Source organism: Nonomuraea sp. B208 (genome assembly GCF_057536035.1).
Map to the genome: position 1 here is coordinate 106,353 of NZ_BAAJOU010000031.1, position 17,134 is coordinate 123,486.

General features: G+C 70.8%; 15 protein-coding genes. 9 read left to right on the top strand and 6 right to left on the bottom strand.

Annotated elements, in window-relative coordinates; translation table 11 throughout:
* Positions 1 to 8: 8 nt before the first annotated feature.
* Positions 9 to 1,064, top strand: coding sequence for a glucose 1-dehydrogenase (locus AC27IY_RS44385; RefSeq protein ID WP_344209602.1), 1,056 nt, complete (start codon positions 9 to 11; stop codon positions 1,062 to 1,064).
* Positions 1,065 to 1,079: 15 nt separating this feature from the next.
* Here the strand turns inward: AC27IY_RS44385 and AC27IY_RS44390 are convergent, their stop codons facing one another.
* Complete coding sequence (locus AC27IY_RS44390) at positions 1,080 to 2,135, bottom strand: CHAP domain-containing protein (protein ID WP_487181736.1); 1,056 nt, start codon at positions 2,133 to 2,135, stop codon at positions 1,080 to 1,082.
* A gap of 146 nt (positions 2,136 to 2,281) precedes the next feature.
* Entirely contained in the window at positions 2,282 to 3,052 is a 771-nt protein-coding gene (locus tag AC27IY_RS44395; protein WP_344209606.1) for a PP2C family protein-serine/threonine phosphatase, read from the bottom strand.
* Between the two features lie 76 nt (positions 3,053 to 3,128).
* On the opposite strand from AC27IY_RS44395, the gene AC27IY_RS44400 reads away from it, so the two are divergent.
* The 8 genes from AC27IY_RS44400 (at position 3,129) to AC27IY_RS44435 (ending at position 12,354) form a co-directional block, all read left to right on the top strand.
* Positions 3,129 to 4,937 (top strand): HsdM family class I SAM-dependent methyltransferase, encoded by a 1,809-nt coding sequence (locus AC27IY_RS44400; RefSeq protein ID WP_487181672.1) that lies wholly within the window; start codon positions 3,129 to 3,131, stop codon positions 4,935 to 4,937.
* Positions 4,938 to 5,122: 185 nt separating this feature from the next.
* On the top strand, positions 5,123 to 6,013 hold the full coding sequence (locus tag AC27IY_RS44405; protein ID WP_344209610.1) for a serine/threonine-protein kinase: 891 nt from the start codon (positions 5,123 to 5,125) through the stop codon (positions 6,011 to 6,013).
* 241 nt (positions 6,014 to 6,254) lie between these two features.
* On the top strand, positions 6,255 to 7,544 hold the full coding sequence (locus tag AC27IY_RS44410) for an ABC transporter substrate-binding protein (protein WP_364449139.1): 1,290 nt from the start codon (positions 6,255 to 6,257) through the stop codon (positions 7,542 to 7,544).
* On the top strand, positions 7,541 to 8,506 hold the full coding sequence (locus tag AC27IY_RS44415) for a carbohydrate ABC transporter permease (protein ID WP_329584209.1): 966 nt from the start codon (positions 7,541 to 7,543) through the stop codon (positions 8,504 to 8,506). Before AC27IY_RS44410 ends, AC27IY_RS44415 begins: the two co-directional genes overlap by 4 nt.
* Positions 8,503 to 9,306 carry a carbohydrate ABC transporter permease gene (locus AC27IY_RS44420; protein WP_344209615.1) on the top strand — a complete coding sequence of 268 codons (804 nt, stop codon included), beginning with the start codon at positions 8,503 to 8,505 and terminating at the stop codon, positions 9,304 to 9,306. The genes AC27IY_RS44415 and AC27IY_RS44420 overlap by 4 nt, the downstream gene beginning before the upstream one ends.
* The gene (locus AC27IY_RS44425; RefSeq protein ID WP_364449142.1) at positions 9,303 to 10,664 is read left to right on the top strand and encodes a GH1 family beta-glucosidase; all 1,362 of its coding nucleotides are present in this window, start codon (positions 9,303 to 9,305) and stop codon (positions 10,662 to 10,664) included. The genes AC27IY_RS44420 and AC27IY_RS44425 overlap by 4 nt, the downstream gene beginning before the upstream one ends.
* Positions 10,665 to 10,696: 32 nt before the next feature.
* A complete protein-coding gene (locus AC27IY_RS44430; RefSeq protein WP_344209619.1) occupies positions 10,697 to 11,692 on the top strand; it encodes a LacI family DNA-binding transcriptional regulator in 996 nt (331 codons plus the stop codon).
* Positions 11,689 to 12,354 (top strand): phosphotransferase, encoded by a 666-nt coding sequence (locus AC27IY_RS44435; protein WP_487181673.1) that lies wholly within the window; start codon positions 11,689 to 11,691, stop codon positions 12,352 to 12,354. Before AC27IY_RS44430 ends, AC27IY_RS44435 begins: the two co-directional genes overlap by 4 nt.
* A gap of 60 nt (positions 12,355 to 12,414) precedes the next feature.
* Here AC27IY_RS44435 and AC27IY_RS44440 read toward each other — a convergent pair whose 3' ends face one another.
* From AC27IY_RS44440 to AC27IY_RS44455, 4 genes are read right to left on the bottom strand one after another with little or no spacing between them, the layout of a single operon-like run.
* Entirely contained in the window at positions 12,415 to 13,923 is a 1,509-nt protein-coding gene (locus tag AC27IY_RS44440) for a glycoside hydrolase family 13 protein (RefSeq protein ID WP_423444019.1), read from the bottom strand.
* A 4-nt stretch (positions 13,924 to 13,927) separates the two neighbouring features.
* Positions 13,928 to 14,863, bottom strand: a complete 936-nt coding sequence (locus tag AC27IY_RS44445) for a carbohydrate ABC transporter permease (protein WP_487181674.1) — start codon at positions 14,861 to 14,863, stop codon at positions 13,928 to 13,930.
* A complete protein-coding gene (locus tag AC27IY_RS44450; protein WP_344209627.1) occupies positions 14,860 to 15,726 on the bottom strand; it encodes a carbohydrate ABC transporter permease in 867 nt (288 codons plus the stop codon). The genes AC27IY_RS44445 and AC27IY_RS44450 overlap by 4 nt, the downstream gene beginning before the upstream one ends.
* Before the next feature lie 5 nt (positions 15,727 to 15,731).
* On the bottom strand, positions 15,732 to 17,084 hold the full coding sequence (locus AC27IY_RS44455) for an ABC transporter substrate-binding protein (RefSeq protein WP_364449153.1): 1,353 nt from the start codon (positions 17,082 to 17,084) through the stop codon (positions 15,732 to 15,734).
* Positions 17,085 to 17,134 lie beyond the last annotated feature (50 nt).

The window sequence follows — 17,134 nt, forward strand, 5'->3', positions numbered from 1 at the left end:
TGGGGCCGATGCGCGCACTCACGTTCGCGCCGGGAAAACGGGGCACGCTGGAGGTCACGGACCTGCCAGAACCCACGCCAGGTCCGGGCGAGTTGCTCGTCGAAGGGCTCGCGCTCGGCATCTGCGGCACCGACAGGGAGCTGGCGGCGGCCGAGTACGGCTGGCCCCCGACCGGCCGGGAGCGCATGGTCATCGGGCACGAGTCGTTCGGGCGGGTCCTTGAGGCCCCTGACGACTCCTCGTTCTCGGCGGGCGACCTCGTCGTCGGCGTCGTACGCCGCCCCGACCCCGTGCCGTGCGGCGCGTGCGCGCGCGGCGAGTTCGACATGTGCCGCAACGGCCAGTACACCGAGCGCGGCATCAAGGAGCGCGACGGCTACGCGAGCGAGCGCTGGACCGTCGAGGCCGAGTACGCGGTGCGCCTGGACCCGTCGCTGGAGCACGTCGGCGTGCTGACCGAGCCCGCGTCCGTGGTGGCCAAGGCGTGGGACCAGATCTGGCGGATCGGCTCGCGGGCCTACTTCGAGCCCGCCAAGCTGCTGGTGACCGGCGCGGGGCCGATCGGGCTGCTGGCCGCCATGATGGGACGGCAGCGCGGCCTGGAGCTGCACGTCGTGGACCGCTCACCCAAGGGGCTCAAGTCCGAGCTGGTGGAGGCGCTCGGCGGGACCTACCACTCCGACTCCTCGCTCGCGCCGCTGGCCCGGCTCCAGCCCGACATCATCATCGAGTGCACCGGGGCGGGGCAGCTCGTCATCGACGCGATGACGGCCACGGCGGCCAGCGGGATCGTCTGCCTGTGCGGGCTCGCGGCGGGCGGGCGTACGCACCGGGTGGACGCGGGCGTGATCAACCGGGACATCGTGCTGGAGAACGACGTGGTCTTCGGCACCGTCAACGCCAACCAGCACCACTTCGCGGCCGCGGCCGAGTCCCTGGCCAAGGCGGAGCTGGGGTGGCTGGAGCGGCTGATCACGCGGCGGGTGCCGCTGGAGCGGGCCACGCAGGCGTTCGAGCCGGCCCAGGGGGACGTGAAGGTGGTGGTCGAGCTCAACGCCTCCTGAGGGGCGGAGCGGGCTTCAGCGGGGATCGTACGGTTTGCGGCGGGACGGGGTGGAGTGACGGGCGACGGCCGCGCCGGTGTCCTTCTGGGCCTTCTGGGCCTTCTGGGCCTTCGCCTCCGGCCCCGGCCCCGGCCCCGGCCCTCCGCCGACGCGGACCGGCTCGCGCTCCCGGGCGCCGGCCGTTTCGCGCTCCCTGGCGCGGGCCGTCTCGGGCTCTCTGCCGCGGGGCTGCTCGGGCTCCTCCGGGCGTCCGCCCGGGCGGGAGGGCTTTCGCTGCTGTCTCGGGACGGGCGGGGCGCCGACGCGGGTGAGCTTGCCGCGGAAGGTCTCGGGGATCGGCGCGGGGCGCCGGGCCTCCGCCTCCTCGGTCCCGCCGGGCCCGTCCGGCTCGTTCCACGGCCACGCGACCGGCCAAGGCCAGGTGAAGCGGCGGTGGATGCCGCGCCGGCGGGTGAAACGTAAGGACAGCAGAACGGTGGCCAGCACCATCGCGGCCAGCAGCGCGGGCGGCGTGCCAAGGAAGTCCAGCGGCGAGCTCCCGCCCGTGGCGGACTGCGGGGGCCGCACGAACGGCTGCTCGGTGCCGGGGATCTCGCCGGCCCGGTCGGCGTTGGCCTTGACCAGGCGCGGGACGCCGTACCCGACGACCTTGTCGGTCTCGCGGACCTTGCGCTTGAGCCAGACCCCGTCCACGTTCGCCTCGATCGTGTGGATCTTCTTGCCCTTGACCCGCTCGACGATCCCGACGTGGTCGATGCCCTTGTAGGACTTGCCGCCGCGCCAGTCGTAGAAGACCAGGGCTCCCGGCTCGGGCCGCTGGCTCCAGGCGCCCTGCTTCATGAACCAGGCGGCGTGCGAGGGGGTCCAGGCGAACTCACCGACGTAGGGGGTGAGGCCCGATTTGTCCGCCGCCCAGGCGAGGAACATGTCGCACCAGGGCGCGTTGCGGAACTGGTTGTCCTGGACGCGATCCGCGTACCACTGGCCGAACTTGGTGAACTGGCCGCTCTTCTCCTTGTAGCCGAGTTCCTGCCGTACCGTCTCCAGCAGCCTCTGGGCGATCGGGTCCAGGGTGACTCCTCCGGGGGAAAACCGACAAAACCACGATGGACTGTAATAGCGTCATCGGGAAATTGCGCGGGCCACCCGGAAAGTGTCTTGCTATGAGATGAAATATCGGCTAAGTGACTGGTGTGACCGGTGAGCCAGGAGGGCCCTCACGCGCCCGCGCCGACGCGGTAGACCGCGACGTCGCCCGCTCCCTGCGCGACCACGTCCGCCACGATCACGGTCACGTTGTCCGGCGAGCCGCCCTCGTTGGCCAGGTCGATGAGCCGCTGCACCGCCACGACGGGGTCGGCGACGGTGGTCAGCACCTCGTGCAGCATCTCGGGGCCGAGCACGGCGGTCAGCCCGTCGGAGCACAGGAGATAGCGGTCGTCCGGCTCGGCCTCGCGCAGCGCCATGTCGGGCTCGGCCCGCCCCTCGCTGCCCAGCACCCGCAGCACCATGGAACGGCGGGGGTGCACCGCGGCCTGGTCCTCCGTTATCCGGCCTTCGTCCACCATCGACTGCACAAGTGTGTGATCCTTGGTCATCTGGTAAAGAGCGCCGTCGCGCAGCAGATAACCGCGGGAGTCACCGAGATGGGCCAAGGCGAAACGGTAGCCGTCGAACAGCATGGCGGTCACCGTGGTGCCCATCCCCCGGCGCGCCGGGTCGATGTCGGCCAGCTCGACCAGCCGGCGGCCCGCCTCGGCCACCGCGCTCTCCAGTGCGGCCTCCAGGTCGGCGCCCGTCTCGGGAAGCGTGGCATCCAGCTCGCGCATGACCGCGATGGCGGCCGAGCTCGCCAGCTCGCCCGCCGCGTGACCGCCCATCCCGTCGGCCACCACGAGCAACCGGCCGCTCGCGTAGCCGGAGTCCTCGTTCTGCTCCCTGCGACGGCCCACATCTGATCCGGCGGCATAGCGGATGTTGTGCTTCATACACCGCAGTAAATCATTGGTTGAAAGACTTCACAAGCAGATGCGCTGAAGACTCTTGTGACGTACTGTGGGCACCATGAGCCACGACCCGACCGTCAACGCCGGGGACATCGCCCGGCTCGCCGGTGTCGGGCGTGCCGCGGTCAGCAACTGGCGCCGCCGCCACGACGATTTTCCCCAACCGGTGGGCGGCACCGCCAATCAGCCGCTGTTCTCCCTGCCCCAGATCGAGTCCTGGCTGCGCCGCTATGGGAAGTCCTACCAGGTCTCCCTGGGAGATCGGGTATGGCAACGCCTGAAAGCCGCGGGTGATTTGCGGCTGGGCGAGCTGGTGGCCCAGGCGGGCGTCCTGCTCACCGGCCACCACACCCCCGCGGGCGGTGGGCTCGACGGTGAGCTCGCCGGGCTCGTCACCGAGCTGGCCGAGCGGCACGAGCCGCTGACCGCGTACGAGTTCCTGTGCGAGCGCTACCTGGAGGCCCACTCGAGGCAGCTCTCCGTCACCCGCGACGACGTGGCCGAGCTCATGGTCCGGCTGGTCCGCGCCGAGGGCGGCACGCTCCTCGACCCGGCCTGCGGCGTCGGAACGCTCCTGCTGGCCCTCGACCGCACCCCGCGACCCGGCGGCGAGGCCCCCCGCCGCCCGGCCAAGGTGCTCGGCCAGGAGCTGAGCGAGACCTCGGCGGCCATCACCGCGGCCCGGCTCCGGCTGCGCGGCCTCGACGCCGAGGTCGTGGCCGGTGACGCCATGCGCGCCGACGCCTTCCCCGGCCTGCGGGCCGACGCCGTCGTGTGCGACCCGCCGTTCAACGAGCGGGCCTGGGGCTACGAGGAGCTGACCGGCGACCCGCGCTGGGAGTACGGCCTGCCGCCGCGCGGCGAGCCCGAGCTCGCCTGGGTCCAGCACTGCCTCACGCACGTCAAGCCCGGCGGCGCGGTCGCCATCCTCATGCCCCCGGCCGCCGCCAGCCGCAAGGCGGGCCGCCGCATCCGGGCCAACCTGCTGCGCGCGGGCGCCCTGCGGGCCGTCGTCGCGCTGCCCGGCGCCGACCTGTGGCTGCTGCGCCGGCCCAGGCCGGGCGAGCGGCCCCCGTCCGAGGTGCTGATCCTCGACGCCGCCGGCGACCTGGAGCTCGTCGAGCCGGCCTGGCGGGCCTACCTGGAGGACCGTTCCGACCAGACCGTACGCATCATCGACCTGCTGGCCGACGAGGTCGACATGACCCCGGCCCGCCACCAGCGCCGCGACGACGTGGGCAAGGCGTTCGCCGAGGTCCGTGACCGGTTCCTGGCCGCGAGCGCGTCGCCGCCCGACCTGAAGGTGCTGGAGCAGCCGCTCGACCAGCCCGCCATCACGCTCGGCGACCTGATCAAGGAGGGCCTGGTGACCATGATCCAGGCTCCGGCGAAGATGGTCGCCGACGGCGGCGAGGTGCCCGTGCTGACCGCCGACGACGTGCTCAGCGGCAGCCCGCCCTCCGGCTCGGCGGCCACCCAGCAGGGCCTGGTCACGCTGCGGTCCGGGGACGTCGTGGCGTCCTACTCCAGCGTGCGCGTGATCGCCGAGGGCGGGGCGGCGCTGGGCCCCCACCTGACCCTCTACCGGGTGGACGGCCGGCGGCTCGACCCCGACTTCCTGGCCGGCTACCTGCGGGCCGCGGGCGGACGGGCGACCACCGGCTCCAGCAGGTTCGACGTGCGCCGCACCCGGCTGCCCCGGCTGCCGCTGAAGGAGCAGAAGGCGTACGGCGAGGCCTTCCGCCAGCTCGCCGTGCTGGAGGACGCCATCCGCGAGACCTCCACCCTCGGCCACACCCTCATCAGACTGGGCCTCGACGGCTTGGCCGACGGCCACCTGCACCCTGCCGATGGCCTCGCTCCGTGAGGCAGGCTCGGTCGCCCAACGCCGCCGCCTTCCCCCGCTCTGGTCGCTACGCTCCCGCCACTCCTCCAGGCGACGGCACTCCCTCGCGGGGCCGATGGCCTCACTCCGTGAGACGGGCGTCGTAGCCTCACGCCGTCCTTGTCCTGACGGTGTAGTTTTTCTCGCAAAGGTGGGAGGGAGGGGCTATGGTCATCGGCGACCGGTATGTGCTCGACGACCTCCCTCTCGGCACGGGCGGCATGGGGGCGGTCTACGCGGGGCACGACCGGCATCTCGACCGCCGGGTCGCGGTCAAGCTGCTGCGCCTGCCGAGCGGCCCCGATCACGAGCTGGAGCGGCGCTTCATCCGTGAGGCCCGCATCCTGGCCAGGCTGGAGCACCCCGGCGCGCCCGTCCTCTACGACTTCGGCACCCACGAGCAGCGGCTCTTCCAGGTGATGCAGTTCATCGAGGGCGTCACCGTGGCCGACGTGGTGAGCGAGCACGGCCCGCTGCCGGTGCCGTGGGCGGCGGCCATCGCGGCGCAGGCGTGCGCGGTGCTGTCGGCGGCCCACGCCCTCGCGATCTGCCATCGCGACCTCAAGCCGACCAATCTCATGCTCTGCCCTGACGGCAGCGTGAAGGTGCTCGACTTCGGCCTCGCGCTGCTGCGGGACGCCGACGTCACCACGTTCACCAGGATCGGGCAGATCCTGGGCACGCCCGCGTACATGGCGCCCGAGCAGATCCAGCACGGGGTGGCCGAGCCGCGCAGCGACCTCTACTCGCTGGGCTGCGTGCTGCACGAGATGCTGACCGGCCGCCAGCTCTTCACCGGGCCGACCGACTACGTGGTCTTCGAGAAGCAGGTCAAGGAGCAGCCGCCGGCCGTGCCCGGCCTGCCGCCCGGCCTCGCGGCGCTGCTGGCGCAGCTGCTGGAGAAGCAGCCCGAGGACCGGCCCGCGGACGCGAACGAGCTGTACGAGCGGCTCGACCCGTTCGCGGTGGGCCTGCCCCAGTTGCCGGGTTTCCTGGCGCCCGCGCCGAGCCCTGGCGGCATGTACGCCCGCATGGCGGGCCGCGTCCTCGGCGGCTGACCCCCGGTCGGCGTGCGCGGCGGCGGCGGGCGCGGCGCCCGTGGCGGCAGGGAGCGGGGTCTCGTTCGTGCATCCGGGGCAGCCTAACCCAGTCCGCAGGGAGACTGAAACATTTCGGGGAACGCTCTCTCGGGTAACGGCGATCGTTATCTAACCCCGGTTGACACAGGCATGTGAGCCGCACGACTCTCTGAGAGAGCGCTCTCTCACCTGTCCCCCACGCACAACCCAGGAGGGTTCCATGACCCCTCGGATCCGTCTTGCCGTCCCCCTGCTCGCCGCGGCCCTGCTCAGCGCCGCGTGCGGCGGCGGAGGCGGAGGGAACGCCGCCGCACCGGCGAGCGCGCAGCCGGGCGAGAAGATCAAGCTCACCATCGGGCTCTTCGGCGACTTCGGCTTCAAGCCCCTGTACGAGGAGTACAAGAAGACCCACCCGAACATCGAGATCGTCGAGAACGTCACGCAGTTCAACGACCATCACAACAACCTGGTCAAGCGGCTGGCCACCAACGCCGGCGCGGGGGACGTCGAAGCGGTCGAGGTCGGCTACATCAGCACCTTCACGGCCCAGCCGAACAAGTTCGTCGACCTCAAGCAGTTCGGCCTCGACAAGCGCCAGTCCGACTACCTCGACTGGAAGTGGCAGCAGGGCCTCAGCAAGGACGGCGGGCAGGTGCTCGGCCTCGGCACCGACGTCGGCGGCCTGGCCATGTGCTACCGCAAGGACCTGTTCAAGAAGGCCGGCCTGCCCACCGACCGCGCCGAGGTCGCGGCCCTGTGGCCGACGTGGGAGCAGTACATCGCGACCGGCAAGAAGTTCGCCGCGGCCGACGTGGCGGGCGCGAAGTTCACCGACTCCCCCGGCGAGATCTTCCGCGCGATGGTCAACCAGGCCCCGACCGGCCTGTACGACGCCCAGGACAACATCATCGTCGCGTCCAACCCCGACGTGAAGAAGGCCTGGGACCTGTCCAACCAGCTCACCCAGGAGGGCCTGACCGCCAAGCTCGCGGCCTTCTCCCCGCCGTGGAACACGGGCTTCGCCAAGGGCTCGTTCGCCACGATCATCTGCCCGGCCTGGATGACCGGCTTCATCCAGGAGCAGGCCAAGGACGCGACCGGCAAGTGGGACATCGCCACCGTTCCCGGCGGCTCGGGCAACAGCGGCGGCTCGCACCTGATGGTGCCCAAGCAGAGCAAGCACCCCAAGGAGGCCGCCGAGCTGATCGACTTCCTGACCTCCAAGGACAACCAGGCCAAGGTCTTCAAGGAGGAGGGCACCTTCCCGTCGATCCCGTCGCTCTACGACGACCCGTCGATCCAGAACTTCACCAAGCCGTTCTTCGGTGACGCCCCCATCGGCAAGATCTACTCCGACGCCGCCAAGGCGCTCAAGCCGCAGCACCTCGGCCCGAAGGAGGCCGACGTCCGGGTGGCGATCGGCAACGGCCTCGGCCGCGTCGAGCAGGGCAAGCAGACGCCGGACGAGGCGTGGGCCCAGGTCCTTCAGGACGTACAGAAGATCAAATGAGCACCTACCCCCTCGCGGCGACGCGGCGGCGTAGGCGCAGCGTGCGGCACACCCTCGACATGAGGGTGTCGCCGTACGCCTACGTCGCGCCCTTCTTCCTGCTGTTCTGCGCGTTCGGCCTGTTCCCGCTGATCTACACGGCCTGGGTCAGCCTGCACGAGTGGACGCTGCTGTCGGACACCCAGGAGTTCGTCGGCCTCGGCAACTACTCGACGCTGCTGGCCGACGGCTACTTCTGGAACGCCACCTTCAACACGCTGTCCATCGGCGTGCTGTCCACCGCGCCCCAGCTCCTGCTCGCCATCTGGCTGGCGCACCTGCTGAACCGGCGGCTGCGCCTGCAGACGCTGTTCCGGATCTCGCTGCTGCTGCCGAACGTCACCAGCGTGGTGGCGGTCGTGGTGATCTTCAGCCAGCTCTTCGGCCGCGACTTCGGCCTGATCAACTGGATGCTGTCGTGGTTCGGGGTCGGCAACATCGACTGGGCGGCCGGCACCGCCACCTCGCACGTCGCCCTGTCCGTCATGATCATGTGGCGGTGGACCGGCTACAACGCGCTGATCTTCCTGGCCGCCATGCAGGCCGTGCCGCGCGAGCTGTACGAGGCCGCCACCCTGGACGGCGCGAGCAGCTTCCGGCAGCTGCGCAGCGTCACGCTGCCGATGATCCGCCCGACGATCATCTTCGTCGTCATCGTCTCCACGATCGGCGCCATGCAGATCATCGCCGAGCCCATGCTCTTCGCGCAGAGCACCGGCAGCGGGGGCGGCACCTTCGCCACCGGCGGCCCCGACCGCCAGTTCCAGACCCTGGCGCTGTACGTCTACGAGCAGGCCTTCGCCAACTCGACCTTCGACTTCGGCTACGCCTCGGCCGCGTCCTGGCTGATGTTCCTGGCCGTGGTGATCGTCTCCGGCGTCAACTTCCTCATCACCCGCAGGGCGAAGGGAGGGATCGTATGAGGCTGCGCTACCTGACCCTGACGGCCGTGGCGTTCTTCTCGGCGTTCCCGCTGTACTACAGCGTCGTCGTGGCCTCGCGGCACAACTCGGCGCTCGCGCAGGTGCCGCCGCCGCTGATCCCCGGCGGGAACTTCTTCGCCAACGTCTCCCGGGTCTTCGACACCGTGCCGTTCGGGCTGGCGCTGGTCAACTCCCTGATCGTGGCGGGGTCGATCTCGATCGCGGTGATGTTCTTCTCCACGCTCGCCGGGTTCGCCTTCGCCAAGCTGAGGTTCCGCGGCAGGAACGCGATGCTGGTCATCACCGTCGCCACCATGATGGTCCCGGCGCAGCTCGGCATCATCCCGCTCTACATGCTCATGGTGAAGCTGGAGTGGACCGGCACCAACTACGCGCTGATCGTGCCCGCGCTGGTCAACGCCTTCGGCGTGTTCTTCATGACCCAGTACCTGTCGCGGGCGCTGCCCACCGAGCTGCTGGAGGCCGGGCGGGTGGACGGCTGCACCACCTGGGGGCTGTTCTGGCACGTCGTGCTGCCCGCGGCCCGGCCCGCGGCGGCCGTGCTCGGCATGCTGACCTTCATGTCGGCCTGGAACGACTACTTCTGGCCGCTGGTCGTGCTCAATCCGGACAATCCGACGGTCCAGGTGGCGCTGTCCTCCCTGGCCAGCGGGTACGTCAACGACTACGTGCTCGGCCTGGCCGGCACGGCGGTCGGCACGCTGCCGCTGGTGGCCGTCTTCGTGCTGTTCGGCAAGCAAATCATCGGCGGAATCATGCAAGGAGCTGTGAAGGGATGATCTTTCCCGAGGACTTCGTCTGGGGCGCCGCCACGGCCTCGTACCAGATCGAGGGGGCGGTCAAGGAGGACGGGCGGGGACAGTCCATCTGGGACACCTTCTCCCACACCCCCGGGAACGTGGCGGGCGACGACACCGGTGACGTGGCCTGCGACCACTACCACCGCTACCGGGACGACGTCGCCCTGATGCGGGAGCTGCGCCTGGCGGCGTACCGGTTCTCGATCGCCTGGCCGCGCGTCCAGCCGGACGGCTCGGGCCCGGTCAACCCGCGCGGCGTCGCCTTCTACGACCGGCTCGTGGACGAACTGCTGGCTGCGGGCATCACGCCGTACGTCACCCTCTACCACTGGGACCTCCCGCAGACCCTGGAGGAGCGCGGCGGCTGGACCGACCGCGACACCGCGCACCGCTTCGCCGACTACGCCGAGGCCGTGCACGCCCGGCTCGGCGACCGGGTCACGAACTGGGCGACGCTGAACGAGCCCTGGGTGGCGGCCTACCTCGGCTACGGCAACGGCGTGCACGCGCCGGGCCGCCGCGACGCCGCGAGCGCGCTGCGCTCGGCCCACCACCTGCTGCTCGGCCACGGCCTGGCGGCCAGGCGGCTGCGGCCCGGCAGCGTGATGCTGGTGGTCAACTCCTCGCCCGTGCTCACCCCGGCGCAGGTGAACGACCCGGCGGCGGTGCCCGGCGAGGCCGACGCGGCGGCCGTCGACCGCATCCACGCGCTGCTCACCCGGCAGTTCCTCGACCCGGCCGTGTACGGGACGTACCCGGAGGAGGTGCTGGCGGCGGCCCGGCGCAACGGCGGCACGGACCACATCCGCGACGGCGACCTCGACACCATCAGGGCGCCGATCGACCTGATCGGCGTCAACTACTACAACCCGTGCGTCGTCGAGGCCGGCCCCGGCCTGCCCGCCGACGCCGCCTGGCCGGGGTCGGAGGACGTGCGGTTCGCCGCCGCCGACGCCCCCACCACGGCGATGGGCTGGCCGATCGTGCCGGACGGCCTGTCGCGCCTGCTGGTCCGGCTCTCGCAGGACTATCCGCAGGTCGGCCTCATGGTCACGGAGAACGGCGCGGCCTTCGACGACGTCGTGGAGAACGGGCGGGTGCACGACGCGGACCGGGTGGCGTACCTGGACGGGCACCTGCGCGAGGTGTGGCGGGCCGTCGAGGCGGGCGCGGACCTGCGCGGCTACCTCGTGTGGTCGCTGCTGGACAACTTCGAGTGGGCGGAGGGCTACCGGCGGCGGTTCGGGATCGTGCACGTGGACTACGCGACGCAGAACCGCACCCTCAAGGACAGCGCTCTGTGGTACCGCGACGTCATCGCCAGAAACGGCCTGTAGATTTTTTACGTGCTCTCCCTTCTGGTGCAGTCATGAGACGCCCGACCCTGGAGGCGGTCGCCGCCCGGGCGGGTGTCTCGCGGGCCACCGCCTCCCGCGTCGTCAACGGGCAGACGACGGTGGCGCCCCACATCCGCGACGCCGTGCTGCAGGCCATCGACGAGCTGGGCTACGTCCCCAACTCGGCCGCGCGCAGCCTGGTCACCCAGCGCACCGACTCGATCGCGCTGGTCATCAGCGAGCCCGGCACCCGGGTCTTCTCCGAGGACCCGCTGTTCTCCACGGTGATCAGGTCGGCGTCGATGGAGCTCGAGTCGGCCAACAAGCAGGTCGTGCTCATGCTGGCGTCCAACGCCAAGAGCCACGCCCGGGTCGAGCGCTACATCTCCGGCGGGCACGTGGACGGCGTCATGCTCATCTCCATGCACGGCGCCGACCCGCTGCCGTCCGCGCTGTCGCGGCTGCGCGTGCCGGTGGTGTCGTACGGGCGGCCCGCCGTGCCGGTGGACATCCCGTTCGTGGACAACGACAACGTGGGCGGCGCGGAGGCCGGCGTGCGCCATCTGGTGGAGATCGGCCGGCGCCGCATCGCGACCATCGCGGGGCCGCAGGACATGATCGCCGGCCAGGACCGCCTGGCCGGCTACCGCAACGTCCTGCGCGACTCCGACCGCCGCTCGATCGTGGCGGTCGGCGACTTCACCCGCGAGTCGGGGGCGATCGCGATGCGCCAGCTCCTCGGCGACGACCCCGGCCTCGACGCCGTCTTCGTGGCCAACGACCTGATGGCCGTGGGAGCGCTCCAGTCACTGCGCCAGGCCGGTCGCCGGGTGCCCGACGACGTGGCCGTGGTCGGCTTCGACGACATCGAGGCGGCCAAGTACACCGAGCCGCCGCTGACCACGCTGCGCCACCCGGTGACGGACCAGGCGACGGCGATGGTCCACCTGCTGCTCGGCCTGTTCGAGGGCGGGCCGGGCGACCCGGTCATCCTGCCCACCGAGCTGGTGATCCGCGAGTCCGCGTGACGACGGCCTCCGCCGTGGCGGCCGCGGTCGCCGTGGCCCGTGCGCACGGCGTGCTGGTGGAGGAGCCGGTGCTGCTCCACGACTCCTTCAACCTGCGCGTCCACCTGCGGCCCGCGCCGGTCGTGGCGCGCGTGCCGATCGTCACGGCGACGCGGCGCGCGCGGCCGGACGAGGTGCTGCGGCGGGAGCTGGAGGTGGTGTCCCACCTGCACCGCGCGGGCGCCCCGGTGGTGCCGCCGAGCGACCTGCTGCCGCCGGGGCCGCACCTGCGGGACGGCTTCGTGGTGACGTTCTGGACGTACGCCGAGCACGACCCGGAGCGGGTGATCTCGCCCGAGGAGGCCGGGGAGGGGCTGGCCGGGCTGCACGAGGCCCTGCGTGGCTTCCCTGGCGAGCTGCCGGTCCTGTGGCCGGCGCTGGACGAGCCCGCGCGGCTGCTCGACGTCCTGGACGGCCGGATCGATCCTGGCGCCCACGCCCGGCTGCGCGCCGGTCACGAGGAGCTGGCCGGGCGGCTGCCCCGGGACGGCGGGCAGGCCGTGCACGGCGACGCGCATCCCGGCAACCTGCTGGCCACGCCGCGCGGGCTGCTCTGGAACGACTTCGAGGAGTGCATGACCGCCCCGGTCGCGTGGGACCTCGCCGTGCCGGGCGTGCGCTGACCGCCTGGCTCCGCGACCCGAGCGGGGCCAGGCGGTGAGACGAGGCCGCGTTGGCCGGCTTCAGGCGAGCCAGGCCGTGGTGTCGGCGGGGAGCGCGCCGTCCTCCAGCGGGCCGCTGGCCAGCAGGAGCCGGCCCTCGGGCAGCGGCACCGGGCCGGGGCCGAGGTTGGTGACGCAGGTCAGGCCCGAGTCGCGGCGGAAGGCGAGCACGTCGCCGTCGAGCGGCAGCCAGGTCAGGGTGCCGTCGCCGAGCGACTCGCGCCGGATGCGCAGCCCCTCGCGGTACAGGTTGAGCATCGAGCCGAGGTCCGTGAGCTGGGCCTCGGCGGTCAGCTTGCGCCAGTTGTCCGGCTGCGGCAGCCACGGTGTGCCCGTGCCGAAGCCGAACGGCGGCTCCTCCCCCGACCACGGCAGCGGGACGCGGCAGCCGTCGCGGCCGGGGTTCGTGCCGCCCGACCGGGCGTACATCGGGTCCTGCCGCCGCTCGTCCGGCAGGTCCTCGACCTCGGGCAGGCCCAGCTCCTCGCCCTGGTAGACGTAGACCGAGCCGGGCAGCGCCATCGCCAGCAGCGCCGCCGCCCGCGCCCGCCGGTGGCCGAGCTCCAGGTCGGACGGCGTGCCGTGGAGCCGCCCGCCGTGCTCGAACGTGGTGTCGGCGCGGCCGTAGCGGGTGACCGGGCGGGTGACGTCGTGGTTGGACAGCACCCAGGTCGGGGGCGCGCCGATCGGGGTGTGCGTGGCGAGCGTCAGGTCGATGACCCGGCGCAGCTCGGCGGCCTCCCAGGGGCAGGACAGGAAGTCGAAGTTGAACGCCGTGTGCAGCTCGTCGGGGCGCAGGTAGCGGGCGAAGCGCTCCTGGTCGGGCAGCCAGACCTCGCCGATGAGGACGCGCTCGCCGTACTCGTCGGCGATCTCGCGCCAGCGCCGGTAGACGTCGTGGACGCCGTCGAGGTCCTCGTACGCGGTGTCCGACTTGAACAGCAGCGCCGCCGAGTCGATGCGGAAGCCGTCCACGCCGCGCTCGAACCAGAAGCGCAGCACGTCCTCGAACTCCTGGTGGACCTCGGGGTTCGCCCAGTTGAAGTCCGGCTGCCCCGGGTCGAACAGGTGCAGGTACCACTGCCCGTCCGGCACCTGCGTCCAGGCGGAGCCGCCGAAGATGGACTGCCAGTCGTTGAGCGGCCGGTCGGCGAACCAGAACCGGTCGCGGGCCGCCGGGTCCGCCAGCGCCTCCTTGAACCATGCGCTCTCGGTGGAGCTGTGGTTGGGCACGACGTCGATGATGACCTTGATGTCGAGCTCGTGCGCCTCCTCGATGAACGCCTCGGCCTCGGCGAGCGTGCCGAAGACCGGCTCGATGTCCCGGTAGTCGGCGACGTCGTAGCCGCCGTCGGCCATCGGCGAGGGATACCACGGGTTGAGCCAGATGGCGTCGATCCCCAGGTCCTTCAGGTACGGCAGGCGGGATCGCAGGCCGGCGAGGTCGCCCACGCCGTCGCCGTTCCCGTCGGCGAAACTACGCAGGTAGACCTGGTAGATCGCGGCCCCCCGCCACCACGTTTTCGACATGCGATTATCCCTTGATGCTTCCGGCGGTGAGGCCCGCCATGATGTGTCGTTGGAAGACGAAGAAGACGATGATCATGGGAATGCCGGCGATCACCAGGCCGGCCATGACCTGGTTCTGGGTGACCGCCCCTGCGGTCTGCGACAGCCCCACGCTGATCGGCATCTTCTCGCTGTCGGTCATCACCAGCAGCGGCAGGACGAAGTCCTTGAAGGCGGTGACGATCGTGAAGATGGACACCACGCCGAGGATGGGCCGGGAGACCGGCAGCACCACGGACCAGAGCGTGCGCACCGGCCCGGCGCCGTCGATCTGCGCCGCCTCGATGAGCTCGCGCGGGATCGAGTCGAAGAACCGTTTGAGCAGGAAGATGTTGAACCCGTTGGCCGCCGCGGGGAACCACAGCCCCCACGGGTTGTTCAGCAGCCCGAGGTCCACGATCGTCACGTAGAGCGGGATGAGGATCACCATCGGCGGGATCATCAGCGTGGCCAGCATCGCGCCGAGGATCACGTTGCCGAACACCGGGCGCAGCTTCGACAGCGCGTACGCCGCCGACACGTCCACCACCATGGAGAACAGCCAGGCCCCGAAGGCGTAGTACGCGGTGTTCGCCAGCAGCGTGCCGATGTCGAACAGGTCCCACGCCTCGACGAAGTTGTCCAGCGTCGGGTCCCGGGGCACCGGTGTGGGCGGCATCTCGGCGATCTCGTCCGGCGTCTTCATGGCGCCGGTGACCATCCAGTAGAGCGGGAAGACGAAGGCCAGGGTGAACAGCAGGACGACGGAGACCAGCACCAGCCAGTAGATCCGCCGCCCCCACCGGCTGTTGAGCTGGTGGGGCGAGACGATCGTCCTGAACTGCACCTGTATCGGCTTCGGACGCCTTCCGGCGCCACGCCTGCCCTTCCGGCCGGCCGTGCCCGCGCCGACGGCGATCATGCCTGGTCCTCCCGGGTGGTGCGCAGCTGGAAGGCGGCGAAGACGAGCAGCGCGAGCATGAGCATCATGCCGAGCGCCCCGGCCTGGCCGTAGTTCATCTGCGAGAAGGCGAACTGGTACATCAGGTAGGCCACGCTGACGGTGGCGTTCTCCGGGCCGCCGCCGGTCAGCATGTACGGCTCGATGAACACCTGCATGGTCGCCACGATCTGCAGCATGAGCATGAGCAGCAGGATCAGCCGCGTCTGCGGGATCGTGACGTGCCGGATGCGCTTGACGATCCCGGCGCCGTCGAGCTCGGCGGCCTCGTACAGCTCGGGCGGGATGTTCTGCAGCGCGGCCAGGTAGATCAGGGTCGCGCTGCCCATGTTCATCCAGGTCGAGACGATGACCAGCGAGATCAGCGCCGTGGAGGAGCTGTCCAGCCAGGCGAGCGTCGGCAGGTGGAAGAAGTCGAGTATCTGGTTGAACAGCCCGGGCCCGGGATCGTAGAACCATCGGAACAGCAGCACCGCGACGATCGGCGGCAGCATGACCGGCAGGTAGACCACGAACCTGAGGTAGGCCCGGGCGTGGCGCAGCTCGTTCAGCACGAGCGCGACGGCGAACGGGACGGCGTAGCCGCACAGCAGCGCCAGGGCGGTGAACTCCACGGTGTTCAGCCAGGCCTCGCCGAAGGCCGGGTCGGCGACGGCCGCCTTGAAGTTGTCCAGCCCCACCCACTCGGGCGGGTTGATCAGGTCGGTCCGCTGGAAGCTCAGGATGAACTCCCTGACCATCGGATACCAGGCGAACACCGTGAAGCAGAACAACGCCGCGCAGAGGAACCCGTAGGCCGTCAGATTGCGCCTCAAGATCCGCATCAGGGTCAGCCCTTGGCCGCCAGCATCGCGTTGGCCTTGGTCTCGGCGTCCGCCAGGAGCTCGTCCACGCTCGCGTCCTTGCGGCTCAGCACGCCGGACATCGCCACGTCGAGGATGGCGTACAGCTCCTGCGCGTGCGGGGGCTCGGCCTTCGGCGGGACGGTCGCGGCGGCGTCCACGTACGTCTGGTAGTTCTCCACGGGCAGCGAGGCGTTCTTCACCCGCTCCTCCTGGAGGGCCTTGCCGGTGGGCGAGTCGCCGTAGACGGCGTTGTCGGGGACGCCGACCGGGTTGCCGATGGCCTTGCCGCGGGCGAAGTCGAAGCGGCCCTTGCCGACGGTGTTGAACCGGAAGTCGATCCACTCCATGCCGGCCTTGGCCTGCTCGGGCGTGGCCTTCGGGTTGATCATGTACGCCTCGCCGCCGCTCAGCGACGCCTTGGCCTCGGGGAAGCCGGTGATGCCGTAGTCGTCGACGTTGCCCTTGAACTTGGTGACCACGTCGGTGACCACGTCGGGCGCGCCGAGCATCATGCCGACCTTGCCGCTGCCCATGGCCATCATGAGCGACTCCCAGCCGACGAGGAGCTTGCTGCCCATGCTGTTGTCGACCCAGCGCATGTCGTGCAGGTTCTGCAGCACGGCCTTGCCCTCGGGCGAGTTGAACGCGGCCTTCTTGCCGTCGTCGGTCAGGATGCTGCCGCCCCGGCCGTAGATGGCCTGGGTGAAGTGCCAGCCGCCGGTGTTGCCGCCGGAGTACTCGCCGTAGCCGACGTAGCCGGCGCCGAGGCCGGCGATCTTCTTGGCGGCCTCGCGCACCTCGGCCCAGGTCTTCGGCGGGGTGTTGGGGTCGAGGCCGGCCTTGGTGAACAGGGCGCGGTTGTAGACCAGGCCGACGCTGTAGTGCACGTTGGGGACGCCGTAGACCTTGCCGTCCTTGGTGAGCAGCTCGCGGTGGTCGGGGCGCAGGTCGTTCCAGTTCTTGACCGAGCCGGTGTACTGCGTGATGTCGAGGGCCTGGCCCTGCGCGATGACGTCGTCGTAGTTCGTCATGGGCACCACGAAGACGGTCTCCATCTGGCCGCCCGCCAGCTTGGGCCCGAAGGTCTTGGGGTCGAAGCACGGCTGCTGGTCCGTGCTCTTCACCGTCACGCCGGGGTGCGCCTTCATGAACGCGGCGACGTCCTCGTCCCAGGCCTTGCGGTCCTGGGGGGCGGTCTTGGCGGGCTGGCAGGCGACCGTGATCGACACGTTCGCCGCCCCGCCGGAGGCCGCGGGCTGCGGCGACTCGCCGGAGCCACAGGCGGTCGCCGAGAGGCCGAGCGCGGTTACGAGCAAGAGTCCGGTGGATCTCCGCATGGTCTGACCCTTCTGATGCGAGGTGCCCACACCATAGGATCAGCGACACA

What these genes read in the sequence shown, in the direction of transcription:
- AC27IY_RS44405 (WP_344209610.1), top strand. Translation starts at nt 5,123, where the DNA reads ATGGTCATCGGCGACCGGTATGTGCTCGACGACCTCCCTCTCGGCACG.
- AC27IY_RS44440 (WP_423444019.1), bottom strand. Translation starts at nt 13,923, where the DNA reads ATGTCGAAAACGTGGTGGCGGGGGGCCGCGATCTACCAGGTCTACCTG.
- AC27IY_RS44430 (WP_344209619.1), top strand. Translation starts at nt 10,697, where the DNA reads ATGAGACGCCCGACCCTGGAGGCGGTCGCCGCCCGGGCGGGTGTCTCG.
- AC27IY_RS44420 (WP_344209615.1), top strand. Translation starts at nt 8,503, where the DNA reads ATGAGGCTGCGCTACCTGACCCTGACGGCCGTGGCGTTCTTCTCGGCG.
- AC27IY_RS44400 (WP_487181672.1), top strand. Translation starts at nt 3,129, where the DNA reads ATGAGCCACGACCCGACCGTCAACGCCGGGGACATCGCCCGGCTCGCC.
- AC27IY_RS44385 (WP_344209602.1), top strand. Translation starts at nt 9, where the DNA reads ATGCGCGCACTCACGTTCGCGCCGGGAAAACGGGGCACGCTGGAGGTC.
- AC27IY_RS44450 (WP_344209627.1), bottom strand. Translation starts at nt 15,726, where the DNA reads ATGCGGATCTTGAGGCGCAATCTGACGGCCTACGGGTTCCTCTGCGCG.
- AC27IY_RS44455 (WP_364449153.1), bottom strand. Translation starts at nt 17,084, where the DNA reads ATGCGGAGATCCACCGGACTCTTGCTCGTAACCGCGCTCGGCCTCTCG.
- AC27IY_RS44415 (WP_329584209.1), top strand. Translation starts at nt 7,541, where the DNA reads ATGAGCACCTACCCCCTCGCGGCGACGCGGCGGCGTAGGCGCAGCGTG.
- AC27IY_RS44445 (WP_487181674.1), bottom strand. Translation starts at nt 14,863, where the DNA reads ATGATCGCCGTCGGCGCGGGCACGGCCGGCCGGAAGGGCAGGCGTGGC.
- AC27IY_RS44425 (WP_364449142.1), top strand. Translation starts at nt 9,303, where the DNA reads ATGATCTTTCCCGAGGACTTCGTCTGGGGCGCCGCCACGGCCTCGTAC.
- AC27IY_RS44395 (WP_344209606.1), bottom strand. Translation starts at nt 3,052, where the DNA reads ATGAAGCACAACATCCGCTATGCCGCCGGATCAGATGTGGGCCGTCGC.
- AC27IY_RS44410 (WP_364449139.1), top strand. Translation starts at nt 6,255, where the DNA reads ATGACCCCTCGGATCCGTCTTGCCGTCCCCCTGCTCGCCGCGGCCCTG.